Source organism: Halothiobacillus sp., assembly GCF_028710545.1.
Lineage (GTDB): Bacteria > Pseudomonadota > Gammaproteobacteria > Halothiobacillales > Halothiobacillaceae > Halothiobacillus.
Window position 1 is genome coordinate 27,458 of the sequence record NZ_JAQTTX010000018.1, and the last position, 26,801, is coordinate 54,258.

The window sequence follows — 26,801 nt, forward strand, 5'->3', positions numbered from 1 at the left end:
AATTATTTCGTTTGCTGACGATAGAATCCGGCCAATTGGCGATACAGCTCAGGATGGTGGCGCACAAGCACTTGAGGCGCGGTAAAAAAATACTCACTGACGACCGCGAAGAATTCGGCAGGATCGGTTGCCGCATAGGGATTTATGTCCGGCTGTTGCCCGGCAGCCAACTGCTGCTGCAAATGCTGGAAAGCCGCCGTAAAACTTTGCGTCCAGTTTTCTCGGATCATCGTGCGATGCAGCGGCGGCATACCGTTCATCGCCCCGTTCAGTCCGTCCAGTTTATGCGCGATTTCGTGGATGACCACATTGCGGCCCGATTGAGGCCGAAAGGCATTTTGCCGCACGTCTTCCCAGGACAGGACGAGCGGGCCGTGCAACCAGGATTCTCCGCTCAGGGCATCGGCTTGATCATGCACCAGGCCGAACTCATCGCTTCGGGCATGGCTCACTCGAAACGCGCCGGGATAGAGAATCACCTCGGACCAACCGTCGAGATAAGAAAACCCCAGTTTGAGCACGGGCAGACAAGCAAGCGTGGCAACAACGAGCTTCATCTGTGCGGTGACAGTCAACCCATCCGCACCCCAAATGGTTTTGTGCGCGAGAAACCAGATCACCATCGCGCGTAATTGCGCACGTTCAACCGGATCGAGACGATCCAGCAGTTGGATTCGCCGCGTGACCGACTTCCAGAGGTGGTGAGCTATCGGGTGCTTCTTGATCAGACGGCGCAAGCGCCATCGCGGAATAAGTGTCGGGATCGGGTGTTTTTGATTAAACAAGGGAAATTCCTGCAGGAAACCACGCAACAACAACCCGATCTTTGCACCCCCTATTCCAAGGCGGGTTAAAGCATGGCGTAGCGCGTCCCTTCGGGCGCACGCTCGGCATAGTAGGTATTGATGCCGTCAAGAATGGAGCGCGCAATTTCATTTTGGTAGGCGGCCGTTCTCAAACGCTTCTCCTCTTCGGGATTACTGATGAATGCGCTTTCAACCAGAATGGAGGGGATGTCGGGCGATTTGAGCACGACAAAACCGGCCTGCTGAACACGGCGGGAATGCAGATCGGCAATATCGCCGATCTGGCTCAATACCCGATGGCCAAAATCGAGACTGTTCTCCAGCGTCTTCGTTTGCGAAAGATCCAGCAGGACGGAAGCCACATCCTGATCGTGGTCGGAAATGGAAGCCCCGCCCACGAAGTCGGCCTCGTTTTCACGATTCGCCATCCAGCGCGCCGCTTCGGACGTCGCCCCGTGCTGACTCAAACAGAATACCGACGCGCCCCGCGCCGAGGTGACTCGGAACGCATCCGAATGCACGGAAATAAACAGATCGGCCTTGGCATTGCGCGCAATGGCCGTCCGCCCTCGCAGATGGATGAATTTATCTGAATCGCGCGTCATCACCGGCTTCAAGCCGGGTGTAGCGGCCACCATATCCCGCAGGCGGCGGCCGATATCCAGCGCAATATGCTTTTCCTTGGTACCCCGATGGCCGATCGCTCCCGGATCCTTGCCGCCGTGCCCCGGATCAATGGCGATCACGAGGTCACGGAAGGTGCCTTGTGTCTGGATTTTCGGCTTGCTGTCGGGATCGGCCGCATCTCGGGCGACGAGCGTGGTTGCCTTGTCATGCGGCAGGTCGACCACCAGCCGATACCCCTGACCATCCCCCGGTGGAAGCAGAATCAGACGGGGATTCACCGGCGCCTTGAGATCGAAGACGATGCGCAGATTGTACCCGTCACGAATTCCGACGCGCACATCGCTGACAACAGAGCCTGCAGGCGCGGGAGGGATATTGACTCGATTCATCTCGGTCTGCGTCAAATCCACAACAAGACGCGACGGGTTATCAAGCGTGAACGATTTGTAGTCCAGCGGCCCATTCACACCGAAGACATAACGCGTGTAATCCGCGTGGCGATAATTTGTCGCGGTATTGATCAACCGGGCGGCAAGCACCTTGTCCGGCGCGACCAAGCCAAAGACAGCGGAACTGGAACCCAATACGGCCCCCAGAAACTTCCGCCGATCCCAGGGATTCGAGGAATTATCAAACATGATTTGCCCCTCATCAGCATCTTCAACACATGAACTCACTGAGCAAATCGCTCAACAGTTCTCAAGCGCATTCTGCGCCTGATGAAAAAAAATTCAAGCTTTCTAATTGGATAGAACATCATCCTAAAGCGGAATATAGAAAAAATCAGTGCAGCATGTCGGGGAGGAAAAACAAGAAAGCACCATATATTGTGCTTTTGCAAAAAGACAACGGTTGACGAACATCGCCGGATTCTTTTATCTCACCGTCACAATCGGATGAAATAAGGCACGGCCGTCAGGGCGAGGCCGATCAAAACAAGCGCATAAACATTGGTGACAAAGAAAGGATAGATGGATAGAGCCAGCCCCACGACCAGCGGAACCACCGCCCGTTGCTGCTTGGCATACACCAGAAAACCGATGCCGATCGAACCGAACAACAACCCCCAGAGCAACAAGGCTTGGTTCATAAACACCTCCGTTGAAATCCCATCATTGCCGGCCTTGTGTCACCGAATTCGACTTCGACAAGCAGAAAGCCAATGGATTCCTTCGGGTGTATTCGCATGCAATCGAACCGTTCGCCGCATGGGGAATTGCTCAACCGGTTCGAGCTGGATGAGCAGATCTGCAGCTGGCAGTTCACCCGCCCCTCGCTCCGGCCATTCGATCAACAGCAAGGCCTGGTCGAATTCATCCCGCAGTCCCAGATCGTCCAACTCCTCCGGCACAGCCAGTCGATACAGATCCAGATGCAGGACACGCCGCGTGGGAAGATCACCCATCGCAATATCGTAGGGCTCGATCAAGGTATAGGTCGGGCTTCGCACAGGGCCGGTCACGCCCATCTGCCGCAAAAAAGCGCGGGAAAAGGTGGTCTTGCCTGCGCCAAGACTGCCCTGCAAGAAAACAAGCCCCGTCAAAGGCGCCGTGTCCGCCAACGCCGCAGCAAGGTGCGTCACGGCCGATTCGTCCAGATTCACGCCGTAATAATCTGCAGCAGACTCGTTTTGCGAATCAGGCTTGATGTCACTCATGGCCATAACGACACATTCGCGTGAGGCAGATTGGCCCGACCATTTGCGATGGCGCGAATCGGCTCGAACAGATCAGTCGCCACGGCACCCCAGGCACCGGATTGCTCGGCCAGAACCTCGCCCGCCAGGGCATGCCAACACACGGCACGGGGCAGTGCTTGCGCCGGAACAATTCCCAAAGCCAGCAAACCACCGATCACTCCGGCGAGTACGTCACCACTTCCCGCCGTTGCCAGGGCGGGACTGCCCCGCCCGCACACGCGCAGTTCATCGGGCAAGAAGATCACGCTGCCTGCACCTTTGAGCACACCCAGCATACCGAAACGTTCGCGCAGCGCTCGCGCCGCCGCCAGCCGATCCTGCTCAATCTCGGCCACCGTACAGCCGAGCAAACGAGCGGCTTCGGCGGGATGCGGTGTCATTATTCTCAATGAATTCATGACCGCGCTTGGTGGCAGAAAACCCAATCCATCGGCATCGATTACCAAGGGCAGATCCGTAGCCAGAACCCGAGCAGCCATCTGCGCAGCCCAGTCATCGCATCCCAACCCCGGTCCAAGCACAATGGCATCGGCTTTTGCCAGAAGCGCATCCAGCGAGGTTGCCGCAACGAGGCCATGCACGATTAATTCAGGACGACCAATCGCCAATGTGGCTGCGTGCTCGGGGTGCGTCGCCACAATCACTTTGCCCGCCCCGACCCGGAGCGCCGCCTCGGCCGCCATGCGCGCGGCGCCCATCATGCCGCGATTACCCGCGACGACCAGCACGGTACCGAATCGACCTTTATGACCATCGCGCGGCTTGGGTGGCAACGACTCCGCGCCCAGCACAACATGAACATCGGGCGTTTCCTTTCTTGGCGGAATACCCAGATCGGCCAAAACGATGTGGCCACTCACTGCGGGACCACGACCCGTCACCAAGCCGATCTTCATCGCAAGAAAACAAACGGTGACATCGGCTTGAACCACCGGGTCACCCGCGCCAGTATCGGCAATCAAGCCCGAGGGCAGATCGGCAGACAGCACCGCCGCGCCACCATGACGGGCACGATTGACGTACTCGATCCAATGCACCGCCTCGGCACTCAGCGGGCGTTGCCGCGATAAACCAATCCCAAAACCGGCATCGACAATCACATCAAAATGACCCAGAGCGGGCATCTCGCCCATCTCCTGCATCACGACGACATCTGGGTACGCCGTCTTCAACGCCATCCAGGCTCGATGTGCCGCACCGTGCAGCCGCTCCGGCCGACACCATCCAAACAGGGAGACGCGGAACCCTTCAGCTCGCGCCAACCGGGCCAGCACCAGGCCATCGCCCGCATTTTGACCGGAGCCCAGCAGCACGCCGACAGTTCGGGCATCCGGCCATTTGGTTTGCAACACCGAAAACAACGCCGCACCCGCACGTGCCATCAACTGTTCAGCCGTTTCGCCGCCATCAAATACCGCCTGCTCCAGCGCGCGGATCTGTTCAGACGTATAAAGTGGCAAAGGCGGCTGTATCTTCATCATCAAGCATCAGCGGCGCGGCAGAAAACCGTGCACGTCAAAGGCCCGCTGCAAGGTCGGTTCGGCTCGGGCGCGCGCACGGGCAGCCCCATCGGCGAGGATGCGATCAAGCGCCGCTTCATCGGCACGCAGTTCATGGAAACGAGCCTGAATCGGCTCCAGAAAGGCGATCACCGCCTCGGCTGTCTGAACCTTCAACGTGCCGTAGCCTTGCCCGGCCAACCGGGCTTCCAGATCAGGAATGGATTCTCCGGAGAAAATCGACAACAAGGTCAGCAGGTTAGAAACACCGGGCTTGTTTTCCACATCAAAACGAATGTCCGTGTCCGAATCGGTCACCGCGCGTTTGAATTTTTTCAGAATCGTTTTGGGGTCATCCAACAAGCCGACATAACTCAGTTCGCTCGGGTCCGACTTGGACATCTTTTTGGTCGGCTCCTGCAACGACATGATGCGTGCGCCCGTCTCGGGAATGAACGGTTCAGGCACCGTGAATACATTCCCATAAATGTGGTTGAAGCGAATGGCCAGATCACGGGTAAGCTCCAGATGTTGCTTTTGATCAGCACCGACGGGCACGTGTGTGGCTTGGTAAAGCAGAATGTCGGCCGCCATCAACACGGGATAATCGAACAATCCCACATTGATCACCGCACCCGCACGGGTGGATTTGTCCTTGAACTGGGTCATCCGTTCCAACTCGCCCATATTCGTGTAGCAGTTGAGCAGCCAACCGAGTTCCGCGTGGGCAGATACATGAGACTGAACGAAAATCGTATTCTTCTCGGGATCGAGCCCGCAAGCCAGATAAAGCGCCACGAAGTCGTAGCAGCGCGCACGAAAGACCGCTGGGTCCTGCCGAACGGTAATGGCGTGCAGATCCACCAACATGAAAAGTGAGTCATGGGTATCCTGCATCGCCACCCAGTTGCGCATCGCCCCAACATAATGACTGATCAATAATTGGCCGGAAGGTTGAATCCCGGAAAGGACGATGGGTCGTTTGGCGGCAGAAGTCATGGGTCACTCGATCGAAATTCATCTAAAAGGGCGCCAATCATAACAAATCCGCATCCGCAGCCAGAGCAATTAGCAGACACACACAAAATATGCGCAACACAGGCTTGTCACCCATCAGGAATTCCGCTAGTATCTCGCGCCTTTAATGCTATTGATCAATGCACATTAAGCGGTAATTTAGCGTCCGCCCCTATTCGCTTTTAGGAGAATCCCATGGCCCGAGTCTGCCAAGTCACCGGCAAACGTCCTGCCGTTGGCAACAACGTATCGCACGCGAACAACAAAACCCGTCGTCGTTTCCTGCCCAACCTGCACCACAAGCGGTTCTGGGTCGAAAGCGAAGGCCGTTTCGTGACCCTGCGCGTATCGACCAACGCCATCCGCACCATTGATAAAGTGGGCATCGAAAGCGTTCTGGCCGATCTACGCGCCCGCGGCGAAAAAGTATAACCAAGCACACCCGATCCACCCTTAACCCGGTGGATTGAAAGGAAGAAAACTCATGCGTGATAAAATCAAACTCGTATCAAGCGCAGGCACTGGTCACTTCTACACCACGACCAAGAACAAGCGCACCATGCCCGAAAAATTGGAACTGAAGAAATACGATCCGGTTGTTCGTCAGCACGTGATCTACAAAGAAGCCAAGATCAAGTAATCTGCCCGGCACTTGAGGCCCCAAGGGGCATCCTGAGCAAGTCGATGATACTACAGGCAAATCAGAACCCGCCCAACCTCGTTGTGGCGGGTTCTTTGCCTTGCAATATCAAATAACAACGTCATGCCGGAATTACCCGAAGTCGAAACCACCCGCCGAGGCATCGAGCCACATTTGCTGGAGCAGCGGATTACGAGTGCCACTGTGTTCGATCCGCGACTGCGCTGGCGTGTGCGCGACGATCTCGCCTCCTGGCTGGAAGGCCGCCTGATCACGCTCGTCTCGCGTCGCTCCAAATACCTTTTACTGCATTTTGAGAACGACGAACGCCTGCTGATTCACCTGGGCATGTCCGGCAGCCTGTGCATCGTGACAGCCGACACCCCTCGCAAGAAACACGATCATCTCGAAGTTAGCCTCACGAACGGGAAGATCCTGCGTTTTCACGATCCGCGGCGATTCGGCGCCCTGCTGACCGATCATGAACAAGCCCCGCATATCCGGTTGCAAAATCTGGGCCCAGAACCGCTTTCCGACGCATTCGATGCTCATTATCTATCCGAACAACTACACGCACGCCGCCAGGCCATCAAGCCTTGCCTGATGAATGCGGCCATCGTTGTTGGCGTGGGCAACATCTACGCGAACGAAGCGCTGTTTCTATCCGGCATCCACCCGGCGACACCGGCCAACACGCTCGATCACAACCAGATCATGCGCCTCGTTACAGCCATCAAGAATGTTCTGGCCCGTGCCATTGAACAGGGTGGCACCACACTCAGGGATTTTGTACGCGAAGACGGGCAACCGGGCTACTTCAAGCAGACACTGAATGTGTATGATCGGGCGGATCAACCCTGCCGGATTTGCAGCACCCCCATCATTAAAAATGTGCTGGCGCAGCGCGCCACCTATTTCTGCCCCATTTGCCAACCGGAGCCCCCTGCCACAACACCTCCCGGCACAAAACCTCCCGGCACAAAACCTCTTGGCACAAAACCTCTTGGCACTTGACATTTATCTGGTCTGTGGCAGAATCACGCGCCTTGAAAAATATAACTGATTTACTAATTAACCGACTTGCTCGAGGAGTTTGATCCGTGGCAAATACCGCACAAGCCAAGAAGCGCGTTCGTCAGGCGGAACAAGCCCGTCAACGCAACATGGCGTTACGTTCCCGTGTTCGTACCGAATACAAAAAAGTTCTGAAAGCCATTGCTGCCGGCAATGCTGAACAGGCCAAAACCGCGTACCAAGGTGCCCAGCCTGTCATCGACAGCATGGTCAACAAAGGCATTCTGGCGAAAAACACCGCCGCGCGCCGTAAATCCACACTGGTCGCACGCATCAAGTCGATGTCTGCTGCTGCCTGATTTTTCAGCGCTCAAAAAAAGCCCCGCTCTGTGCGGGGTTTTTTATTTGCCTGCGAATTAAGCACGGGGCTCAAAACTCAAGTCGATTACGGGCGGAACGCATCAGCTCCGCGCCCATGGTTCTCAATTGATTGCGCCATATTCCTTTCGATAGGCACTCATAACTTCGCTGGCATCGGCCAAAGTAGCGTGATCGGCACAAAAGGCAATCAAGTCATCCAGACAGGCGATGGTAATCACCTCAAGGGCATAATCACGCTTGAGTTCACCAATTGCCGAAAGCGCGGTTTGTCCACGTTCCTGACGGTCCATCATCACGCTCACTGCCACCGCTGTCGCCCCCGCCGCCTTGATCAGCGCCAATGATTCTCGAATCGCCGTGCCGGCGGTAATCACATCGTCGATAATCAGCACACGACCTGCCAGCGGCGCTCCGACGAGGCTGCCGCCTTCGCCATGATCCTTGGCTTCCTTGCGATTGAACACCCAAGGAATGGCGCGACCTGTTTTTTCTGCCAGCGCGATACTGGTTGCCGCCGCCAGCGGGATGCCTTTGTAAGCAGGCCCGAAGATCACGTCGAACTCAATCCCAGAGGCCAAAATCGCTTCAGCGTAAAACTGGCCGATGGCACCCAAGGCCGCCCCGGTTGAAAAAGCGCCCGCATTGAAAAAGTACGGGCTGACCCGTCCGGATTTGAGTGTGAACTGACCAAATTTCAGCGCATCGTGATCGAGCGCGAATTGAATGAATTGCTGACGGTAATCGGACACGGCGAATCCTTGAAGTAGAAACAAAAAATCTACGGGGATTTTGCCAGAAATACACCCGGCAATGGAGATGGCGCACAGAAAAACGCCCGTCACATAGAACGGGCGTTTTCAGGTTTCGCTTCAGGCAACGCTTCAGGCAGACGATTTAGCGAGTCAGCACCAGATTGCCTTCTGCCGCATCGACCACGATCGAATCGCCCGGTACGAATTCACCTTTGAGAATCGCTTGCGCGAGGGCGTTCTCAAGCTTCTGCTGGATGGCGCGCTTGAGTGGCCGCGCGCCGTACACCGGGTCGAAACCGGCTTCACCCAACAGATCAAGCGCCGGGTTGGTGAGTTCAAGCCGCAAATCGCGCTCAGCCAGTCGTTTACGCAGGAAGTCGATCTGGATGTCCACGATCTGGCGAATCTGTTCACGACCCAGCGGATGGAATACCACCACTTCATCGATGCGGTTGATGAACTCGGGCCTAAAGTGCCCGCCGACAACCTCCAAGACAGCGGTTTTCATCGCATCGTAATCATTCGTTCCCGCCATTTCCTGGATCAGATGCGAGCCTAAGTTGGAGGTCATCACGATCACGGTGTTGCGGAAATCGACCGTGCGCCCCTGACCATCGGTCAGCCGACCATCATCCAGCACCTGCAACAGCACGTTGAACACGTCCGGGTGCGCCTTTTCGACTTCATCAAGCAGGATCACGCTGTACGGTTTGCGGCGGACGGCCTCGGTGAGGTAACCACCTTCCTCGTACCCCACGTAGCCCGGCGGCGCCCCGATCAAGCGAGCGACGGAATGCTTCTCCATGAACTCGCTCATGTCGATCCGCACAATGGATTCTTCGGTATCGAAGAGAAAACTCGCCAAGGCTTTGGTCAGCTCGGTCTTACCCACCCCGGTCGGGCCAAGGAAGAGGAAAGAGCCATTGGGCCGATTCGGATCGGACAAGCCCGCGCGTGAACGGCGAATCGCATCGGCCACCGCTTTGACGGCCTCTTCCTGCCCCACCACGCGCGCGCCCAAAGCCTCTTCCATGCGCAGAAGTTTGTCCTTCTCGCCTTCGAGCATTTTGGCAACCGGAATCCCGGTGGCACGTGCCACGACTTCGGCAATTTCTTCTTCACCGACCTTGTTGCGCAACAGCCGCGGCACCGCCTCGTTTTTTTCTGCCGATTGCGCCTGCTGCAACTGACGCTCCAGTTCAGGAATACGGCCATATTGCAATTCAGACATTCGCGCCAGATCACCGGCACGGCGCGCGGTTTCAAAATCGATCCGCGCCTGATCGAGCTGTTCCTTGACTTTCGCACTGCCTTCGACCATCAGCTTTTCGGCTTTCCAGATTTCTTCCAGCTCGCTGTATTCGCGGCTCAGGCGTTCGATCTGATCTTCCAGATCCGCCAAGCGCTTAAGGCTGGCTTCGTCTTTTTCTTTCTTGAGCGCAACCTGCTCGATCTTGAGCTGGATCAATCGCCGCTCCAGTCGATCCATTTCCTCCGGCTTGGAGTCGATCTCCATACGCAGGCGCGAGGCGGCTTCGTCGATCAGATCGATGGCCTTGTCCGGCAACTGGCGGTCGGTGATATAACGGTGAGAAAGCGTAGCAGCGGCAACAATGGCCGGATCGGTGATTTCCACACCATGGTGGACTTCATAACGCTCCTTGAGGCCACGCAGGATCGCGATGGTGTCTTCCACGCTCGGCTCGTCGACCAGCACTTTCTGGAAACGGCGTTCAAGCGCCGCATCTTTCTCGATGTATTGGCGATATTCATCGAGAGTGGTCGCGCCGATGCAGTGCAGCTCGCCGCGCGCCAGTGCGGGTTTGAGCATGTTGCCCGCATCCATCGCGCCATCGGCCTTGCCGGCGCCGACCATGGTGTGAATTTCATCAATGAACAGGATCACGCGCCCTTCCTGCTTGGCGACATCGTTCAACACGCCTTTGAGCCGTTCCTCGAAATCGCCGCGGAATTTGGCACCAGCCAGCAACGAGCCCATATCAAGCGACAGCACGCGCTTGTTCTTGAGGTTTTCCGGCACTTCGCCGTTGACGATACGCTGCGCCAGTCCTTCGACAATGGCGGTTTTACCTACGCCCGGCTCACCGATCAACACCGGATTGTTCTTGGTGCGGCGTTGTAAGACCTGAACCGCACGGCGGATTTCCTCGTCACGGCCAATCACCGGGTCGAGCTTGCCTGCCTCCGCACGGGCAGTCAGATCGATACTGTACTTCTCGAGCGCCTGACGGGATTCTTCCGCATTGGCATCGTTCACGGATTCGCCACCGCGCAGGGAATCAATCGCCTTTTCGACAGCGCCCTTGCTGACGCCGGCCTTGCGCAGCAATTCCCCCAGCGCACCCTTGTCTTCAGCCGCAGCCAGCACGAACAACTCGCTGGAAATGAACTGATCCTTGCGTTGCTGGGCCAGCTTGTCGGTGACGTTGAGCAGGCGGTTCAAATCATTGGAAATATGAACCTCGCCTGCCGCAGCGCCGGATACCGACGGCATATGGTCGAGTAGCTCACCCAGTTGAGAACGCAACATCCCGATATTGACGTCGGACTGCGTCAGAAGGTGCCGCACCGTACCGCCCTCCTGATCGAGCATCGCCAGGAAAAGGTGTGCCGGTTCGATGAACTGATGATCCCGTCCCACGGCAAGTGACTGGGCGTCTGCCAGTGCCATTTGAAATTTTGCCGTCAATTTATCCATTCGCATGCGTCAACCCTCTGAAATCATGTTTAATGTCGCTGATATGGCCGCTTTTTGCGCAAATTCAAGCGTTACCCGCTTCATTTTTCCTCCAAGGAGCGTTCATTTCACCCCATCGACAGGCTGCTCGCGTTGTGGCCGGGCAGCGCCCACTGTGGCAGAGAATAAATCAAGGTAGTTCCGGGCAAAGATGAGCCAGAGACAGCATCGGATCAACCAAGCAGGATGCTCTGGTATTTTGCCGCCGCATTTATTATCATTATTTATGTAGGATAAATTCACCAACAAGCAAGGCGAGCAACATGCAACAAACACACTTTGACGAAAAATATCCGGTCTATGAACTCACGCTCCAAAAAAGCGAGACGACTGCCACCAGCGCCAGTGAAATCATTTCACGACTGAAGGCTAATGTGGACAGTCACCCCATCGCGGCGTTCATCGGTTTGTTCGATCATTTTGCGCACACCAAGAATCTACCCGAGGGCGAAATTGCCGAGAACATCATTGCCGCCCAGCACATCATTTTCTGCTTTGGCGTGAAACTGCCTAGCGCGCGCGTAATGGCCGTACGACCGCGCTCCATTGGCGTGACTGAATTTGCCGATCATTTTGTGGTGAACTTCATGGAACCGCCGATGCCTGTGGCAACCAACGCGATGGAATCTTGGGTCAGGGCACTGCGTGATCGCTAAGGAACCTCTGAATAATTCAGAGGTTCCGCGCGGCACAAGGACGTGCCGCCATGTTCAATCACGTATGTGATTGAACATGAAGCAAAGCAAAAGTCACATCTTTTGCTTTGTGTGCTCTGAGAATTCCAGGATGGAATTATTCAGAGCTTCCCTAAATCCCACTAGTCTTTTGCCGGAAGACCCGAACACCCAATAAAAAACCGGCGGGTATCATGTCGCCGGTTTTTCGTTACGCAAACAGAAGCATCAGGAATGCGCAGCACCGGAACCTACGGGTCGCCGATCTTTTCCTCGCGCCACGGCGGAAACAGGCAATGATTGAATCAACGCCCGCACATCCAGCCGATCCGCGCTCTCTTTCGCCCAGTTCACCAGCTCCAGAGCCCCGTTCTCCTGCTCGATGATAGCCGTGCAATGCTCGACCCAGTCTCCTGAGTTGGCATACATGACAGAGCCATCCTGACGCAGGTTTGCGTGATGAATGTGGCCGCACACCACGACGTCCACATCCTGTTCGCGCGCGTGGCGAATCGCCGCAGTTTCGAATTTTTCGATATAGGTCCGGGCATTTGGCACCTGATTCTTGATCGCCAGAGACAAGGACCAATAGCCTTTACCCAACAAGCGTCGGATACGCGTGCTGATCCGGTTCAAGCCCATCAGCAACTCGTAACCGGCATTGCCGATCCATTTGAGCACCCGGCTATGCCGCACCACGCCATCAAACTCATCTCCATGCAGAATCAAGGCCTTACGCCCATCGGCCAGGGTGTGCCGATATTCGCGATGAATTTGCACGCCACCGAGTTCGGAGCCCAGATAATCGCGGAAGAATTCGTCGTGATTACCCGGCACATAAACCACTTGCGTGCCTTGGGCAGCCAATTCCATCACACGCTGTAACAACCGGGTATTGAGCAAAGGCCATTGCCAGCGGCTGGTTTTCATCTTCCAGATATCGAAGATATCCCCGTTCAGAAAGAGATATTCACAACGGATATGTGACAGGAAGTCGAACAGGTATTCCGCCCGAGCATCCTTGGTGCCGAGATGGACATCCGAGATAAAAACACTGCGGTAGGACAGAAGGCCAGCATTCTGCGACATGAGAATCACCCCAACCGTTGGGAAATACGATTATTTAGCCGCAGGCAGGTGACATAACGATGTGATTTTGGTTTCAGTTTTCTTGCAATCGCAATTTTGTGGCGCAATCAGAAAAATTTGAATCAGGCAGAAACATTTCATTTCCGCACAATCTGGTTGAGCCTAGACTCAAAACAAAGGATTCAAAAACGATTCAGGGATATAAACCAATAAAAATCAGTAGAAAACAGGAGATCCGCCATGAATACCGCCCTCCGTCTTTGGCGTCACGCCATTGTGATGTTCGCCACACTTTTTCTGCTATCCGCAATAACCACCCTGCCGCTCGCGCGGGCAGAACCTCAAGGTGCAGGCGCGCAAGTCGTATATCCGCAATATCCCTCCGCGAAGGTCGTATATGACTTTTATTTCGACCACCCCGACAAGATCAACTCCGGCCTGTACTGGATTCGCTCACTCATCCAGCCGCTGATGGATTCTCCGTACAACGAAGCGCCGGAGATGATGAACATCGTTGTCGTGATTCACGGCACCGAGATCGTGACCCTGGCGAAGAAGAATTATCAGAAGTACAAGGATACGGTTGATCGAATGAACTATTACCACCAGCTCGGTGTGCAATTTCATATCTGCGGGCTCGCCTTGCACGATTTCGATTACCAACCGAAAGACATGCAAGACTTCGTGAAAATCGTACCTTCGGCCTTTGCCGATCTGGCCGGTTTACAGCAAGAAGGTTATGCCCTGATTACGCCGCGAATTTTCGCCAAGCAGGTGAATACTCAGGACATCAGATAAGGCGAACAATCAGGTCGGGGTGCGCCGTTTGAGATCGGCGTGGCGGCTGACCAATCGATCGAGAAACAAAATCCCGTCCAGATGATCGACCTCATGCTGAGCAATGCGCGCTTCAAAGCCGGACATGGTGAACGTGCAGGGCTTACCGTTACGATCTTGCGCCTTGAGTTCGATTTTCTCGGCACGGATGACCTTGCCGGTGTAATCCGGCACCGATAGACAACCCTCGCGCCCAACGGCAAAGCCATCCCAGGCGGTAATTTCCGGATTGATCAAGACCAGATGGCCGTGGTTATCGACCGGGCGGCGCGCACGGGTCGCATCGACGATGCAAATGCGTTGCAATACCCCCACCTGCGGCGCGGCGATGCCAACGGCACCCGGGCCGCCGGAGCAGGTTTCGATCAGGTGATCGATGAACGATTGCAGCTCGGGGTTGAAGGTTTCCACCGGTTCGCAACCCGTTTTCAATCGCTCGTCGGGATAAGTCAGAATTTCGAGGCTCGCCACCGTTACCCCCGAACCGTATCCAAAGGTGTGACGCGCACAGAAAGCTCCTGCAAGCCCAACCCGGCGACAGCCTGCTCGATCGCCTCGATGCCCTGACGGGCTTCGCCCTCGATCTGCATGATGTAGATCGGCGCTGTGTCCGTACCCCCCACATCGGAGCGCAAATCAAGAATATTCAAGCCCGCTTCGGCCAATGCGGCCGTCACCTCGGCCACGATCCCGGCACGATCTGCCCCATGCACGGTCACCAGAACATCCGGTTCAATCACCTGATGCAGCGCCGCATCGGTCTCGTCCACATGCAGCTTTAGGTGAAACTCAACCCGCACGGATTCGAGCAAACCGATCACGTCTTCGGGCGAACCCGCTCCGCGCACCATCATCATGATGGCAAACTGATTACCCAGACGCATCATCGAGGCTTCGCCAAGTTGGGCGCCGGCCCCAAAGAGAACACGGGTCACATTCGCCACGATCCCGGGGCGATCTTCGCCCACCAGTGTCAAAATCAACCATTTATCTTGCATTCATCGTTCCTCAACACTCAGTTGCCGTGCAGCTTATTCTATATCGCATGTTGGTGCTGATTGGGCATGACGCCAGATCAACGTTGCCATGCGCCCCGTCCGGCCGCCATCACGCCGGTAAGAATAAAACAGATCCGGCGAACGCACGGTACACAAATCACCGCCGCTGATCCGCTTCACGCCCGCGCGCATCAGCCGTTGCCGAGCCAATGCCGGCAGATCGGCCAAATACTTTCCGGCTTCGCCCGTAGGTGCAAATGCGGTTTGCGCTTCCGGTAAAACAGCCATGAATGCCGATCGAACCTCCTCGCCCACCTCGAACTGTTCCGGCCCGATGGATGGCCCGATCCAAGCCTGAATCGATTCGGGCAATGCCTTGAATCGCGCCAAGGTCGATTCCAGCACACCGGCGGCCAATCCACGCCAACCGGCATGAGCCGCGGCCAGCTCGCGCCCGTCTGCGCTGACAAACACAACCGACAGACAATCGGCGGTCAGCACGGCCAACACCACGCCGGGCTGATCCGTATAAGCCGCATCGGCCGTAGCACACTCGCCAGAACAGGACGTTGCGCTGCGCTCATCCGTCACGGTCACGCCGTGCACCTGATTTAACCACAATGGTTCGGAAGGCAAGGCGAGCGACGCACGCAACCGGGCACGATTCTCGGCGACCGCCTCGGGATCATCACCCACATGCGTCGCCAGATTGAGATGATCGAACGGCGGCTGACTCACACCACCACAACGGGTGGTGACACAGGCATGAACGCCGGGTGGGGGCGTCCAGTCAGCCTCGATGATTTCCATCAGACGCCCCATGCCGATCAGCCATCATCCCGTACGTAAAATACTTCCGCTTCATCGCCATCATTATCTTCTTCATCCGTCACGCGACGATGCAGGCTATCCCGGTATTCCGTCAACAGGGCAATCAATTCGCGCATATCGTCCGGCATCGGCGCCTCGAAGCGCATCTCCGTGCCTGTGACCGGATGCGCCAGCGTTAAATATCGGGCATGCAGGGCCTGACGCTCGAAATGCCGCAGTGCGTCGATCAGGGCGGTCGAAGCGCGCGGCGGTATTCGAGGGCGCCCACCATAGACCGGATCGCCAATAACAGGATGGCGAATATGCGCCATGTGGACGCGAATCTGATGGGTACGGCCGGTTTCCAACTGAACCCGCAACCAGGTCTGTTCGCCATAATGCTGCAAGACCCGATAGTGGGTAACGGCGCGCTTGCCGGTCGCCGTGACCGCCTGACGCTGACGGTCCCGCGGATGCCGCCCGATCGGCGCGTCCACCGTTCCGCCCGCGACGACATGCCCCATCACGACCGTGTCGTATTCACGTCGAATCTTGCGCGCCGCCAGGTTCTCGACCAGCGTTTTATGCGCCGCCAGCGTTTTGGCGACGACCATCACGCCGGAGGTTTGTTTATCCAGTCGATGCACCACGCCCGCGCGGGGCACGGAAACCAGACTCGGATCATGAAACAGCAGCGCATTCACCAGTGTGCCGTCCGGATTGCCCGCCGCCGGATGCACAACGATATCCGGCGACTTGTTCAACACGATGATCGCGTCATCTTCATAAATGATATCAAGGGGAATATCCTGCGGCACGGCCGCTACCGCCTCCTCGATTTCGGCCAGCAGTTCAACCGACTCGCCCCCCAGAACCGTGGCTCGCGGACGTGCCACCGCACCATCCAGCAAAATCTCGCCGGACTTGATCCACTCCTGAATCCGGCTGCGGGAATAATCCGGCCAGCATTTGGCAAGGGCCTGATCCAGCCGTTGGCCGGCACACTCAGGGGGGATCAGCAGGGTTTCTTCAAGATGCATGTCGGTTCCAAAAAATAATACGCCAACGGTGTCGATGGGGGATCGAACCGATACAGAAAATCAGTGGTGCGATAACGCACCCTGTCGACTTGGTCAAGGCGGCTTGGTTTATGCGCGCTAATCTGCGAATATGGTGCGCTTACATATACCCGCCACAGTCTATAGATCAGGATTCTCTCCAGTATGTCTGCCCAAGCCCCTTGGTATCAAGTATTCCTCAATCAAAAACTCTACAGCGGCATCCTTCTGGCCACTGCTATCGGCCTGACGAGCGGTTGCTCGTGGTTCTCCAAGAATTCCGACCAGGATCAGGCCGAACTCGCCGACCCGACGGTTTCTGCGGCGCAGCTTTACGATGAGGCTTCCAGCGCCATGCGCAGGGATGACTACGGCACGGCCATCAAGAAATTCGAAACCCTGGAGGGCCGCTATCCGTTTGGCGCCTACACCGAACAGGCGCAACTCGAAGTTGCCTATGCCTATTACAAGTACGACGAACCGGATTCGGCCATTGCGGCAGCCGATCGCTACATCCAGATTCACCCGCAGGGCAAGAACGTCGATTACGCGCTCTATATCAAAGGTCTGGCCAATATGGATCGCGGCGACTCGCTGATCAACAAGATCGCCAAACCCAACCTCGCCTATCGCGATCAAAGCATCCTGCATAACGCCTATGCCGCATTTTCGGAGCTCGTCACTCGCTTCCCGGACAGCAAATATGTCGATGACGCCAGTGTCCGCCTGATCAAGATCCGCAACGATCTGGCCGAACATGAAATCTACGTGGCGCGGTATTACATGAAACGCGGCGCCTGGCTTGCTGCGGCTAATCGCGCGCAAACCGCACTCAGCAAGTACAACGGCTCAACCTCAACCATACCCGCGTTGGAAATCCTGATTTCCGCATACAAGAAGTTGGGGCTCAAAACAGAAGCCGCCGATGCCGAGCAGATCCTCAAGGCCACACTCGCGGCCAACAAGATTCCTGCGCCCAAGTCCTGATTCGTTCATGCAACTACTCTAGTTAGTGGCCTTTGGTCACTAACCATCCAGACACGAAAAATCTGAAACACCTAAGCCCCAAGGTTCCCGTCATGGATGATCGCCATGAAAGCCCGCCCACGCTGAAAAACAGCCCCGCAAAAATTCTGTTTGCCAGCCTGATCGGCACGACTATCGAGTTTTTCGACTTTTACATCTACGCCACGGCCGCCGCTTTGGTGTTTCCGAAATTATTCTTCCCGGAATCGGACCCAACGACGGCCGTCCTGCAATCGCTGGCAACGTTTGCGATCGCTTTCTTCGCAAGACCCATCGGCGCCGCGCTGTTCGGGCATTTCGGCGATCGCATCGGTCGGAAGGCGACCCTGGTAGCCGCCCTGCTGACGATGGGGCTATCGACCGTGGCGATCGGCCTGCTACCAACCTACGAGACTATCGGCGTCATTGCGCCCGCGCTCCTCGCGCTGTTCCGTTTTGGCCAAGGTCTAGGACTGGGAGGTGAATGGGGCGGCGCAGTATTGCTGGCAACCGAAAACGCCCCGCCGGGGAAACGCGCCTGGTACGGCATGTTCCCGCAATTGGGTGCGCCGATTGGCTTCATACTTTCCAGCGGTACCTTTGTGCTGCTCACCGCGTTCCTGACCGACCAGCAGTTTTTCGACTTCGGTTGGCGCATCCCTTTTCTTGCCAGTGCGGTACTGGTAATTGTGGGGTTGTACGTCCGACTGAAAATCACCGAAACCCCTGCCTTTCAGGAAGTGGTTGAACACAACACACGGGTCAAAACACCGATTGCCACGGTATTCAAGAGCCACTGGAAACCCTTGATCGCGGGCACGGTCATTGCCCTGGCCACATTTGTCACGTTTTACCTGATGACCGTGTTCGCATTGACCTACGGCACCGCAAAGAACGGCCTGGGTTACAGTCGCGAGACCTTCCTGTTTGCCCAACTGTTCGCCGTGCTGTTTTTTGCGATCACTATTCCTGTTTCCAGCCTGATTGCAGACCGCTTCGGTCGCCGTTTGACACTGATCGTGGTGACGCTGGGAATCTTCCTGTTCGGCTTTGCACTGGCCCCACTGTTCGGTTCCGGCAACCTGACGGGCGTTGTGGTGTTTCTGGTGCTGGGACTGGGGCTGATGGGGCTGACCTACGGTCCGCTCGGCACACTCCTTTCCGAACTTTTTCCCACAACGGTTCGTTATACCGGCACCTCGATGGCCTTTAACTTATCGGGGATTTTCGGTGCCTCGCTTGCACCTTATGCCGCGACCTGGCTTGCAAGCCACTATGGACTCAGCTATGTCGGCTACTACCTCTCGGCCGCAGCCGCGCTGACCTTGCTCGGCCTGCTCTCCATCAAGGAGACCAAGGACGAGGCATTCCGCTGAACAGCAAACGGGGGCGTTTACCCCCGAGGCGACAACGGATACTCAAGCCGATACTTACTGAGAAGCAGTCTGCCCGGTAATCACGGGGATCAACATCGACGCCGGACGATAACCCGGCACCGCGCTGCCGTCCGGCAGGATGATATAGGGCGTACCACTCATGCCCAACTGCTCTGCCAACGCCATGTTCGCGTCGATCATGCTGTCCTTGCAGGCGTCACCCGACAAGGGCTGGCGCGCCATCGCGATATCAATACCCTTGACCTTGTCCTTGCTGCACATGATCTGCGAGGACTCGACATAGCCCGGCGAGTCCTTGCCTGCACGGGGCGTCAGGATGGTTTGGACTTCGATACCGGCTTTCTGTAGCTGTGGAATTTCCCGGTGCAGTTTCTCGCAGAACGGGCAGGTCGGATCGGTCAGAATGGTGACCGTGCCCTTTTTGGCGCCGTCGGCCGCAAAAATAACCTTGTGATCGGCCGGCACGGTTTTCAGTAGTGCGACGCGCTCCTGATCCCGGACTTTTTCGGTCAGATTGACCTGATTCTTGAGATCCAGCAGATTACCGGCAAACAGGTAGCGGCCGTCGGCAGTAACGTAGGCAATCTGCCCTTTGGAGACGATCTGGTAGATCCCTTTGATGGGCGTGGATGCCACGCTGTCGATCGGCAGTTGGGCCATCGATTGAGCCAACTCCTTGCGGATCGTCTGCTCGTCACCGGCCTGATCGGCCCGTGCCATCGAAACGGATGCCATCAAGGTCGAGGTGGCCACCGCCCCCAAAAACAGGGCGCGGAATGTCACGGAACGGGAAAAACTCATGTCAGATCACTCTAAATAAAAACCAAGGTAAAAATCTGGAATCAGCATAGCTTATCCACGGGGATGATGCTGCGCGTGCAAAGCCTTAAGACGCGTGGTCGCCACGTGGGTATAAATCTGCGTGGTCGATAGATCCGCATGTCCCAACAGCATCTGCAATACCCGCAAATCCGCCCCGTGGTTCAGCAAGTGGGTCGCAAAGGCATGACGCAGGGTATGCGGCGAGGGCAGCCGCGCCAAGCCAGCCTGGAGCGCGTGGTGCTTGATGCGGTACCAGAACGCCTGACGCGTCATGCCATCGCCGCGCTCGGTGACGAAGACGTTCGCGGACTCCCGTCGCCCCAGCAACGCGGGTCTCGCCTCGCGAAGGTACCGACTCAACCAGACAATCGCCTCATCGCCGATGGGCACCAATCGATCCTTGTTGCCCTTCCCCGTCACGCGCAACACACCCTGCACGAGATTGATCTGACCAAATTGCAGGCCGATGAGTTCCGTCACACGCAGGCCACTGGCATACAGCAATTCCAGCATCGCCCGATCCCGAAGCCCGATGGGCTCAGACACATCCGGCGCGGCGAGCAGGCGCTCGACCTCGTTTTCCGAAAGCGCGTAGGGCAATGCGCGCGGCAAACGAGGCGCGGCCAAGGCGGTGGTCGGATCATCCGTGCGCAAATTCTGCTGGCGCAACCAGCCGAAAAACCGCTTCAAGGATGAGCGCAAACGGGCGATCGAGCGCGCCGATTGACCGGAACTCATCCGCTCACCCAGCAGCCGGGGCAAATCCTCTGCCGAGACTTCGTTCAGTCGCAAACCGGCACGCTGCCACTCCAGCGCGGCCAGGCGCAAATCGCTGCGGTAGGCACTCTGCGTATTTTTGCTCAAGCCCTCTTCCAGCCAGAGCGCGTTGATGAATTCGTCGATCAGCCGTGCCGTATCCTCATGCAAGACACGCTCCTGTGTTTCATGCCGGGTTGGCGCACTCAACGTAAGCCCCCTCGATCAATCATCGGCAAGACACGCCCGAAAGGCGGTGGCTGCAAAGCCGCAGGCCGCCCGCGAGTAGCCCGCAACAAAGCGGACGGCACGAGCCAGAACACAGGGAAATGCGGCGCTTGCTCGGGATACTGCCCGATAAGATCGGTGCAATACACCAAAGCATCCACACTGGAATCGCCATGCAAACGGGAAAACACCGGACGAAAGTCTGTCCCGCCACCGCCCGTTTCCGGCAATGTCAGCGCACCCGACAGGATCCGATCGTCATGAATCCGGTTATCGCAGGTCAACAGGCGCAACTGCATATTCACCTTCCCCCGGAGTTGTTCCGCGTCAAACAGAAATTGCCGCGCCCAAGCCGGATCGATCGAACCACTGACATCCAGCGCCAACACCAGATTGAGCCTCTTCCCCGCCAGGCGGGGCAAAATGAACGGCTCTGCCTGCCGACGCGACGGACGATCGAACTGCCAGCGTTGATAAACACGCGATACAAGCCACAACTCCAGCACCGCGCGCCAGTCGGTCGAATTATCCCGCGTTATCCGCGTGCCAGCCGAGCCCTTGAAACCAGAGGATGATCGGCCATCGGTGGATTGCCGCGCCGCTACCACCTTGGCGGCCTGCTGGGCATCGAAATCGATCGGTTCATCGGAATCATCTTCTGCCATAGACAAAGTCATATCACGAGATGCGGCTGCGTCCCGTGACGTGCTGCCCTCGGGCTCGGCGCGAGCCATGAGGCTTTCGCCCGGCAGTAGAACGGGCACATCGGCCCAGATCCCGTGATGATCATCATGCCAACCGGCAGCCTCAGGGGGCACACCCAGAGAAACCAGAAAATCGGTTGCCTCGACATCAAGCCGCGCATCAACGGCAGCCGGATGCCAGCGCCAGGTGCGATGCCCCAACGTCGCATGCGCCGCCAGGTGCAAAAGCGCATGGTGTAATTCGTGCGTGGGGGCTTGCGCCAGCCAGTCCTGCCGCAGCACCACAACGCGATCTGCCAGCCCGACCGCCCCACCCTGCCGCACCATCACACAAGGTTCAGGCAAGGCACGAATCAAGGCGGGCCAACGAGCCGCCATCGCCCGTCGTGCCAGTTGCCAACGGGTTTCATCCGGCACTTGGAGCCGCTCCAAAACTTTCGATAGGGGCCTTGGCACCGCGCACACTCACCCAGTTCGAAAAGGCGGGCTCATCGAACAACCGATCCCCTTCGATCTGATGCAGTTGTTCGATCAGACTGAAACTGAGGCGATCATCCGGCAACTCAACCGCCAGTTTCAGCGCCTCGTCGGTACGGATCCGCCCCTGATTCCGGGCTGCCACAATGGCCCGGACCGCATCCATTTGCGCGGACACATCGGTCAGTTGCGCCAGACTGCCCGGCTCACTCAACCAACCGGCGACCGAGAATCCCTCTTGTTCGCCGCTGCCAACAAATTCGGCCAACGCCGCAGCCGCCTCGCGCCCCACACAGGCCGCGATATGAATCAGGGTTGTTTCATCGAGCCCGGAAGAACCCGCCCCAGTCAGAGTGGGCAGGGCGCGCCGCTTGATCACCCGATCGGCAAACACCCAGCTACGCGGGCTGGGGAACGCCTTGACCTCCGGCTCCGGTAAAAACCGCGCCAACCAGTGCGGCTGTTCGGCCATAAAATCCCGCAGCACAGGATCAATACCCTGCCGCGCAGCCCACGCCAGCCAGGCATCGGCATCGGCCTTGAGTTCCACATGCATGAACCGGTTGGCCAATGGCGCAGGCATGACATAGGTAATGCCCCGATCATCGAGGCGGTTGCCCGCAGCCACGATGCTCCAGCCCTCAGGCAGGCGGTAAGCGCCCAAGCGCCGATCCAGAATCAATTGATAAGCCGCAGCGGCCACAGGCGGCGGTGCCGCATTGATTTCATCCAGAAACAAGACGCCACGCGGGCCATCGCGGGATTCATCCGGCAGCTCATCCGGCGGTATCCAGCGGACCTTGCCGTTGTCGTGCAAGGGGATGCCGCGCAGATCGGTGGGTTCGAGCTGGGAAAGCCGCAGGTCGATCAATGGATAACCCTGCACCGCCGCCGCCTCGCGCACGAGATCCGATTTACCGATTCCCGGCGCACCCCAGATCATCAAGGGCACCGCCCACGCTGGGGCGGTCAGTGTCTCGGATAGCAATTCGGCCAATGCGGGGGCATCAAGCGCGGGGATGGTTTGTTCAAAACTCATGGTCAAAACTCATGTTCAATAATCAGGGGGCACCTCGAAAAACCTACTGCGCTGTCCGATTGCGGCGTCGCGTGCTCGTTCGCGCCTCGCCTATCTACTCGATATGTCTCGTTGCTCACTGAACGCGAAGCTGGCGCAAGCCCGCGGCTCCTTGCACTCGAACATGCTCGTGACGGTTTTTCGAGGTGCCCCAGGGTTAACTCAATCGAATCTGCACGATTCTGGGGGTATCTGGTAAGCCAACTATGGTCAATGAGGCCCGCATTTGGCAAAATTACGGGTTCACTCATACAGGTCGCGTTATTCGCAGCGGACCGATGCAGAAAGCCAGTCAAAGAAACTCAGGGGTATGTCATGAATAATCTCGAATCGATTCTAACGGAAAACAGGGTATTTCAACCCAACCCCGAGTTTGTCGCCCGCGCACGCATTGGTTCCCTGGATGCCTACAATGCACTTGTCGCCGAAGCACAAAGCGATTACGAAGGCTTCTGGGCGCGGCAGGCCCGCGAGTTCGTGACCTGGGACACACCGTTTTCCACGATTCTCGACGATTCGAACGCCCCGCACTATCGCTGGTTTACCGATGGCAAACTCAATGCGTCGGTGAACTGCATCGACCGCCACCTGCCCGCCAAGGCACAGAAAGTGGCGATCATTGCCGAAGCGGACGACGGCAGCGTGCGGGAAATCACCTATCAGCAGTTGCACGATGAAGTCGCCAAACTTGCCAATGGCATCAAATCGCTCGGCATCACCCAAGGCGACCGCGTGATTATCTACATGCCGATGATCCCCGAAGCCAGCATCGCTATGCTCGCCTGCGCGCGGATTGGCGCCATTCACTCGGTCGTATTCGGCGGCTTCTCGGCCGAAGCGCTGCGCGATCGTATCAACGACACAGGCGCCCGCATGGTCATTACTGCCGACGGTGGCATGCGTGGCGGGCGAACCGTTCCTCTCAAGTCCGCCGTCGACAAGGCGCTCGAAGCTGGATGCCCCAGCGTGGAGAAAGTCGTGGTATTCGAGCGCCTCGGCAATGTAACGCTCAACGCCGGCACGGATGTCGCCTGGAGCACGCTTACAGCCAGCCAGTCAACCACCTGCGAGCCCGTGATGGTCGAAGCCGAACACCCGCTGTTCCTGCTGTACACCTCCGGCTCAACTGGTAAACCCAAGGGCGTACAGCACGCCACCGGCGGCTTCCTCGTCAATGCGGCGCTGACCAATGCCTGGGTATTCGACCTGAACGACGACGATGTGTACTGGTGCACCGCCGATGTCGGCTGGATCACCGGCCACAGCTACGTTACCTACGGCCCCCTGGCGCTGGGTGTTACTCAAGTCATGTTCGAGGGCATCCCCTCTTACCCGGATGGCGGACGTTTCTGGCAGATGATCGAACGCCACAAGGTCTCGGTGTTCTACACCGCGCCGACCGCCATTCGCGCCCTGATGAAGCTCGGTGATGACGTTCCGGCCAAATCCGACCTTTCCAGCCTGCGTCTGCTCGGCACCGTGGGCGAACCCATCAACCCCGAAGCCTGGATGTGGTATCACCGCGTCATCGGCGGCGAGCGCTGCCCGATTGCCGACACCTGGTGGCAAACCGAAACCGGCGCACACATGATTGCGCCATTGCCCGGTGCCATCGCGACCAAACCCGGCTCCTGCACACGCCCACTGCCCGGCATCATCGCGGATATCGTCGATGACGAGGGCAATCCCGTGGGTCACAATCAGGGCGGGAATCTGGTCATCAAGAAGCCATGGCCTTCGATGATTCGCACCATCTGGGGTGACGACGCGCGCTTCAAACGCGGTTATTTCCCGGATAAGCTCAAGGGGTATTACCTCGCCGGTGACTCCGCCCGCCGTGATGACGATGGCTATTTCTGGATCATGGGGCGTATCGATGACGTATTGAACGTTTCCGGCCATCGCCTCGGTACCATGGAAATCGAATCGGCACTTGTCGCCCACCCGCTGGTTGCCGAAGCGGCTGTGGTCGGCAAGCCGCATGACGTGAAAGGCGAATCGATCGTTGCCTTCGTCGTCTGCAAGGGCGATCGTCCCCAAGGCGACGCAGCCGATGCCATGGTCAAAACCCTGCGCGACTGGGTTGCCGAGCAAATCGGCCCCATCGCGAAACCTGACGACATCCGTTTTGGCGATAATCTACCCAAAACCCGCTCGGGGAAAATCATGCGCCGGTTGTTGCGCGGCATCGCCATCGGCGAACTTCCGCAGGGTGACGTTTCCACACTGGAAAATCCCGCCATTCTGGAGCAACTGCTCGGTAAGTAATTCACAACAAGGGGAGCCAAATGGCTCCCTTTTTGTCATAGTGCAAAATCACTAACCCGTACCACAGCACAGGAAGCCCTAGTCGTGTCCAGTACAGATAAATCCACCCGCCGCATTGTCAAAGTCTGGGATCTGCCCACCCGCCTGTTCCACTGGTTGCTCGTGATCGGCATCTTCGCGATGTGGTTTACCGCCGATATCCTCGATCGACTCGGCCTGCACATGACCATCGGCTACGCGCTGATCGGTTTGATCGTGTTTCGACTCGTATGGGGCATCATCGGCAGTGATACGGCGCGCTTCAGCCAATTCGTCCGTCATCCCAGGCATATCATTGCGTATATCAAGGGCGCCCATAAAGGCATATGGCTCGGTCACAACCCGCTCGGCGCGATGTCCGTTCTGGCGATGATCATCTCGATCCTGGTTCAACTGGGCACCGGGCTGTTCGCCAATGACCAGATCTACAATGAAGGCCCTTTTTCAGGATATGTTTCTGAAAATACGCAGGATTTGCTGACATACATCCACGACGTCAATTTCAACATCATGCTGGGTCTGATTGCCCTGCACCTCTTGGCCATTGCCTTCTATCAATTCAAAAAACACGAACCCTTGGTTCAAGCCATGATTACCGGCAAGCGCGCGCTCAAACCCGATGAAACGGTGCAGAATCCCAATCTACACTTCGCCGGCTGGCTTGCCTTTGTTATTGCCACCATCATCGGTGTTGGCGTGTGGTATCTGGTGAGCTACCGCGCACCAATGGTTGCGGGCTGGTTGGGGCTGCATTGAAACCACGCCAATAGTTTGCCATCGAGCACACCTTGCCCGAAGGCTTGCGAGCACATCACCCCTCATTGCCCCCGTCGATAACGGCCGTGCGATACGTTGCTGCGATCAACCATGGCGGGATAACATCAGCTCATCATCCGGATAATCGAATTAGGCATAATCGAAGCATCACCGTCCAACGAGCACAACTGGCGGCGCAGCTATTCGAATCGGGCAGAAATGCCTCGACTGAAATAAACACAACCCGATAGTAGTAACCATAAAAAAACCCGCCACAATGGGCGGGTTTTTTGCGGGCCCGGCAAGCGGGCTCTGCGGATAATTAACGCTTGGAGAATTGAACCGCGCGACGTGCTTTACGCAGGCCGACTTTCTTACGTTCCACTTCACGCGCATCACGCGTCACAAATCCAGCGGTACGCAGCTTGCCACGGAAGCTTTCATCGTACTCCATCAACGCGCGGGTCAGACCGTGACGAATCGCACCTGATTGACCGCTGGGGCCGCCACCGGCCACGGTGCAGAACACATCGAAGCGGTCACCCACTTCGAGCAGTTCCAAAGGCTGACGAACGACCATGCGTGCCGTTTCACGACCGAAGAAGTCTTCGA

At 57.2% G+C, this 26,801-nt stretch carries 29 protein-coding genes; 11 read left to right on the forward strand and 18 right to left on the reverse strand.

The window, feature by feature from the left end:
• Positions 1-2: 2 nt before the first annotated feature.
• Entirely contained in the window at positions 3-785 is a 783-nt protein-coding gene (locus PHD44_RS05285; RefSeq protein ID WP_300188874.1) for a zinc-dependent peptidase, read from the reverse strand.
• A gap of 65 nt (positions 786-850) precedes the next feature.
• Complete coding sequence (locus PHD44_RS05290; RefSeq protein WP_300188877.1) at positions 851-2,071, reverse strand: N-acetylmuramoyl-L-alanine amidase; 1,221 nt, start codon at positions 2,069-2,071, stop codon at positions 851-853.
• Positions 2,072-2,100: 29 nt separating this feature from the next.
• On the opposite strand from PHD44_RS05290, the gene PHD44_RS05295 reads away from it, so the two are divergent.
• Positions 2,101-2,289 carry a hypothetical protein gene (locus tag PHD44_RS05295; RefSeq protein ID WP_300188880.1) on the forward strand — a complete coding sequence of 63 codons (189 nt, stop codon included), beginning with the start codon at positions 2,101-2,103 and terminating at the stop codon, positions 2,287-2,289.
• 30 nt (positions 2,290-2,319) lie between these two features.
• Here PHD44_RS05295 and PHD44_RS05300 read toward each other — a convergent pair whose 3' ends face one another.
• From PHD44_RS05300 to trpS, 4 genes are read right to left on the reverse strand one after another with little or no spacing between them, the layout of a single operon-like run.
• Positions 2,320-2,523: a hypothetical protein gene (locus PHD44_RS05300; RefSeq protein ID WP_298217443.1), complete on the reverse strand. Its 204-nt coding sequence runs from the start codon at positions 2,521-2,523 to the stop codon at positions 2,320-2,322.
• A 39-nt stretch (positions 2,524-2,562) separates the two neighbouring features.
• Entirely contained in the window at positions 2,563-3,090 is a 528-nt protein-coding gene (tsaE, locus tag PHD44_RS05305) for a tRNA (adenosine(37)-N6)-threonylcarbamoyltransferase complex ATPase subunit type 1 TsaE (protein WP_300188883.1), read from the reverse strand.
• Positions 3,087-4,613 (reverse strand): NAD(P)H-hydrate dehydratase, encoded by a 1,527-nt coding sequence (locus PHD44_RS05310; RefSeq protein WP_300188885.1) that lies wholly within the window; start codon positions 4,611-4,613, stop codon positions 3,087-3,089. Before PHD44_RS05310 ends, tsaE begins: the two co-directional genes overlap by 4 nt.
• A 6-nt stretch (positions 4,614-4,619) precedes the next feature.
• Positions 4,620-5,630, reverse strand: coding sequence for a tryptophan--tRNA ligase (gene trpS, locus PHD44_RS05315; RefSeq protein ID WP_300188887.1), 1,011 nt, complete (start codon positions 5,628-5,630; stop codon positions 4,620-4,622).
• Between the two features lie 213 nt (positions 5,631-5,843).
• Between trpS and rpmB the strand changes: the two genes are divergently transcribed.
• The 4 genes from rpmB (at position 5,844) to rpsT (ending at position 7,661) form a co-directional block, all read left to right on the forward strand.
• On the forward strand, positions 5,844-6,080 hold the full coding sequence (rpmB, locus tag PHD44_RS05320) for a 50S ribosomal protein L28 (protein ID WP_012824875.1): 237 nt from the start codon (positions 5,844-5,846) through the stop codon (positions 6,078-6,080).
• A gap of 52 nt (positions 6,081-6,132) precedes the next feature.
• Entirely contained in the window at positions 6,133-6,288 is a 156-nt protein-coding gene (gene rpmG, locus PHD44_RS05325) for a 50S ribosomal protein L33 (protein WP_298217434.1), read from the forward strand.
• Between the two features lie 123 nt (positions 6,289-6,411).
• Entirely contained in the window at positions 6,412-7,302 is an 891-nt protein-coding gene (mutM, locus tag PHD44_RS05330; RefSeq protein WP_300188892.1) for a bifunctional DNA-formamidopyrimidine glycosylase/DNA-(apurinic or apyrimidinic site) lyase, read from the forward strand.
• Positions 7,303-7,388: 86 nt separating this feature from the next.
• Positions 7,389-7,661 (forward strand): 30S ribosomal protein S20, encoded by a 273-nt coding sequence (gene rpsT / locus PHD44_RS05335; RefSeq protein ID WP_298217430.1) that lies wholly within the window; start codon positions 7,389-7,391, stop codon positions 7,659-7,661.
• Positions 7,662-7,784: 123 nt separating this feature from the next.
• Here rpsT and pyrE read toward each other — a convergent pair whose 3' ends face one another.
• Complete coding sequence (gene pyrE, locus PHD44_RS05340; protein WP_300188895.1) at positions 7,785-8,432, reverse strand: orotate phosphoribosyltransferase; 648 nt, start codon at positions 8,430-8,432, stop codon at positions 7,785-7,787.
• 145 nt (positions 8,433-8,577) lie between these two features.
• Positions 8,578-11,160 carry an ATP-dependent chaperone ClpB gene (clpB, locus tag PHD44_RS05345; protein WP_300188898.1) on the reverse strand — a complete coding sequence of 861 codons (2,583 nt, stop codon included), beginning with the start codon at positions 11,158-11,160 and terminating at the stop codon, positions 8,578-8,580.
• 296 nt (positions 11,161-11,456) lie between these two features.
• On the opposite strand from clpB, the gene PHD44_RS05350 reads away from it, so the two are divergent.
• Positions 11,457-11,849, forward strand: a complete 393-nt coding sequence (locus tag PHD44_RS05350; protein ID WP_300188901.1) for a DUF6858 family protein — start codon at positions 11,457-11,459, stop codon at positions 11,847-11,849.
• Between the two features lie 246 nt (positions 11,850-12,095).
• Here the strand turns inward: PHD44_RS05350 and PHD44_RS05355 are convergent, their stop codons facing one another.
• Positions 12,096-12,956 carry a UDP-2,3-diacylglucosamine diphosphatase gene (locus PHD44_RS05355; protein ID WP_300188903.1) on the reverse strand — a complete coding sequence of 287 codons (861 nt, stop codon included), beginning with the start codon at positions 12,954-12,956 and terminating at the stop codon, positions 12,096-12,098.
• Positions 12,957-13,196: 240 nt separating this feature from the next.
• On the opposite strand from PHD44_RS05355, the gene PHD44_RS05360 reads away from it, so the two are divergent.
• Positions 13,197-13,754 (forward strand): DsrE family protein, encoded by a 558-nt coding sequence (locus tag PHD44_RS05360; RefSeq protein WP_300188905.1) that lies wholly within the window; start codon positions 13,197-13,199, stop codon positions 13,752-13,754.
• Between the two features lie 9 nt (positions 13,755-13,763).
• On the opposite strand, the gene def is transcribed toward PHD44_RS05360, so the two are convergent.
• From def to rluD, 4 genes are read right to left on the reverse strand one after another with little or no spacing between them, the layout of a single operon-like run.
• Positions 13,764-14,264: a peptide deformylase gene (def, locus tag PHD44_RS05365; RefSeq protein WP_300188907.1), complete on the reverse strand. Its 501-nt coding sequence runs from the start codon at positions 14,262-14,264 to the stop codon at positions 13,764-13,766.
• Positions 14,265-14,266: 2 nt separating this feature from the next.
• The gene (locus tag PHD44_RS05370) at positions 14,267-14,791 is read right to left on the reverse strand and encodes an ACT domain-containing protein (protein ID WP_300188909.1); all 525 of its coding nucleotides are present in this window, start codon (positions 14,789-14,791) and stop codon (positions 14,267-14,269) included.
• Positions 14,792-14,824: 33 nt separating this feature from the next.
• Positions 14,825-15,601 (reverse strand): peptidoglycan editing factor PgeF, encoded by a 777-nt coding sequence (gene pgeF, locus PHD44_RS05375; RefSeq protein ID WP_300188911.1) that lies wholly within the window; start codon positions 15,599-15,601, stop codon positions 14,825-14,827.
• 17 nt (positions 15,602-15,618) lie between these two features.
• The gene (gene rluD, locus PHD44_RS05380; RefSeq protein WP_300188914.1) at positions 15,619-16,641 is read right to left on the reverse strand and encodes a 23S rRNA pseudouridine(1911/1915/1917) synthase RluD; all 1,023 of its coding nucleotides are present in this window, start codon (positions 16,639-16,641) and stop codon (positions 15,619-15,621) included.
• A gap of 183 nt (positions 16,642-16,824) precedes the next feature.
• Between rluD and PHD44_RS05385 the strand changes: the two genes are divergently transcribed.
• Together PHD44_RS05385 and PHD44_RS05390 are read left to right on the forward strand one after the other, a co-directional pair.
• On the forward strand, positions 16,825-17,646 hold the full coding sequence (locus tag PHD44_RS05385; protein ID WP_290681097.1) for an outer membrane protein assembly factor BamD: 822 nt from the start codon (positions 16,825-16,827) through the stop codon (positions 17,644-17,646).
• Positions 17,647-17,738: 92 nt separating this feature from the next.
• Positions 17,739-19,040 carry an MFS transporter gene (locus PHD44_RS05390; protein WP_300188919.1) on the forward strand — a complete coding sequence of 434 codons (1,302 nt, stop codon included), beginning with the start codon at positions 17,739-17,741 and terminating at the stop codon, positions 19,038-19,040.
• A 54-nt stretch (positions 19,041-19,094) separates the two neighbouring features.
• Here the strand turns inward: PHD44_RS05390 and PHD44_RS05395 are convergent, their stop codons facing one another.
• Genes PHD44_RS05395 through PHD44_RS05410 form a run of 4 tightly spaced genes read right to left on the reverse strand, consistent with a single transcriptional unit; the run spans position 19,095 to position 23,087 of the window.
• The gene (locus PHD44_RS05395; RefSeq protein WP_300188922.1) at positions 19,095-19,862 is read right to left on the reverse strand and encodes a DsbC family protein; all 768 of its coding nucleotides are present in this window, start codon (positions 19,860-19,862) and stop codon (positions 19,095-19,097) included.
• Between the two features lie 51 nt (positions 19,863-19,913).
• Positions 19,914-20,810, reverse strand: a complete 897-nt coding sequence (gene xerD / locus PHD44_RS05400; RefSeq protein WP_300188939.1) for a site-specific tyrosine recombinase XerD — start codon at positions 20,808-20,810, stop codon at positions 19,914-19,916.
• A 35-nt stretch (positions 20,811-20,845) separates the two neighbouring features.
• The gene (locus PHD44_RS05405) at positions 20,846-21,988 is read right to left on the reverse strand and encodes a VWA-like domain-containing protein (protein ID WP_300188924.1); all 1,143 of its coding nucleotides are present in this window, start codon (positions 21,986-21,988) and stop codon (positions 20,846-20,848) included.
• Positions 21,978-23,087, reverse strand: coding sequence for a MoxR family ATPase (locus tag PHD44_RS05410; RefSeq protein ID WP_300188926.1), 1,110 nt, complete (start codon positions 23,085-23,087; stop codon positions 21,978-21,980). Before PHD44_RS05410 ends, PHD44_RS05405 begins: the two co-directional genes overlap by 11 nt.
• A gap of 354 nt (positions 23,088-23,441) precedes the next feature.
• Here PHD44_RS05410 and acs point away from each other — a divergent pair, with 354 nt between their 5' ends.
• Positions 23,442-25,394 carry an acetate--CoA ligase gene (acs, locus tag PHD44_RS05415; RefSeq protein ID WP_300188929.1) on the forward strand — a complete coding sequence of 651 codons (1,953 nt, stop codon included), beginning with the start codon at positions 23,442-23,444 and terminating at the stop codon, positions 25,392-25,394.
• 84 nt (positions 25,395-25,478) lie between these two features.
• The gene (locus PHD44_RS05420) at positions 25,479-26,189 is read left to right on the forward strand and encodes a cytochrome b/b6 domain-containing protein (RefSeq protein ID WP_300188932.1); all 711 of its coding nucleotides are present in this window, start codon (positions 25,479-25,481) and stop codon (positions 26,187-26,189) included.
• Between the two features lie 322 nt (positions 26,190-26,511).
• On the opposite strand, the gene rpsI is transcribed toward PHD44_RS05420, so the two are convergent.
• Positions 26,512-26,801, reverse strand: a 290-nt coding sequence (rpsI, locus tag PHD44_RS05425) for a 30S ribosomal protein S9 (RefSeq protein ID WP_300188935.1), incomplete at its 5' end; no start/stop codon positions are given.

Bases quoted from the DNA above. Each gene is read 5' to 3' on its own strand.
- PHD44_RS05290 (WP_300188877.1), bottom strand. From the start codon at position 2,071: ATGTTTGATAATTCCTCGAATCCCTGGGATCGGCGGAAGTTTCTGGGG.
- PHD44_RS05310 (WP_300188885.1), bottom strand. From the start codon at position 4,613: ATGATGAAGATACAGCCGCCTTTGCCACTTTATACGTCTGAACAGATC.
- PHD44_RS05295 (WP_300188880.1), top strand. From the start codon at position 2,101: ATGAACTCACTGAGCAAATCGCTCAACAGTTCTCAAGCGCATTCTGCG.
- PHD44_RS05395 (WP_300188922.1), bottom strand. From the start codon at position 19,862: ATGAGTTTTTCCCGTTCCGTGACATTCCGCGCCCTGTTTTTGGGGGCG.
- acs (WP_300188929.1), top strand. From the start codon at position 23,442: ATGAATAATCTCGAATCGATTCTAACGGAAAACAGGGTATTTCAACCC.
- PHD44_RS05410 (WP_300188926.1), bottom strand. From the start codon at position 23,087: ATGAGTTTTGAACAAACCATCCCCGCGCTTGATGCCCCCGCATTGGCC.
- PHD44_RS05370 (WP_300188909.1), bottom strand. From the start codon at position 14,791: ATGCAAGATAAATGGTTGATTTTGACACTGGTGGGCGAAGATCGCCCC.
- rpmG (WP_298217434.1), top strand. From the start codon at position 6,133: ATGCGTGATAAAATCAAACTCGTATCAAGCGCAGGCACTGGTCACTTC.
- rluD (WP_300188914.1), bottom strand. From the start codon at position 16,641: ATGCATCTTGAAGAAACCCTGCTGATCCCCCCTGAGTGTGCCGGCCAA.
- PHD44_RS05390 (WP_300188919.1), top strand. From the start codon at position 17,739: ATGGATGATCGCCATGAAAGCCCGCCCACGCTGAAAAACAGCCCCGCA.
- clpB (WP_300188898.1), bottom strand. From the start codon at position 11,160: ATGCGAATGGATAAATTGACGGCAAAATTTCAAATGGCACTGGCAGAC.
- mutM (WP_300188892.1), top strand. From the start codon at position 6,412: ATGCCGGAATTACCCGAAGTCGAAACCACCCGCCGAGGCATCGAGCCA.
- PHD44_RS05360 (WP_300188905.1), top strand. From the start codon at position 13,197: ATGAATACCGCCCTCCGTCTTTGGCGTCACGCCATTGTGATGTTCGCC.
- PHD44_RS05355 (WP_300188903.1), bottom strand. From the start codon at position 12,956: ATGTCGCAGAATGCTGGCCTTCTGTCCTACCGCAGTGTTTTTATCTCG.
- tsaE (WP_300188883.1), bottom strand. From the start codon at position 3,090: ATGAGTGACATCAAGCCTGATTCGCAAAACGAGTCTGCTGCAGATTAT.
- pgeF (WP_300188911.1), bottom strand. From the start codon at position 15,601: ATGGAAATCATCGAGGCTGACTGGACGCCCCCACCCGGCGTTCATGCC.
- PHD44_RS05350 (WP_300188901.1), top strand. From the start codon at position 11,457: ATGCAACAAACACACTTTGACGAAAAATATCCGGTCTATGAACTCACG.
- rpmB (WP_012824875.1), top strand. From the start codon at position 5,844: ATGGCCCGAGTCTGCCAAGTCACCGGCAAACGTCCTGCCGTTGGCAAC.
- PHD44_RS05385 (WP_290681097.1), top strand. From the start codon at position 16,825: ATGTCTGCCCAAGCCCCTTGGTATCAAGTATTCCTCAATCAAAAACTC.
- trpS (WP_300188887.1), bottom strand. From the start codon at position 5,630: ATGACTTCTGCCGCCAAACGACCCATCGTCCTTTCCGGGATTCAACCT.
- PHD44_RS05300 (WP_298217443.1), bottom strand. From the start codon at position 2,523: ATGAACCAAGCCTTGTTGCTCTGGGGGTTGTTGTTCGGTTCGATCGGC.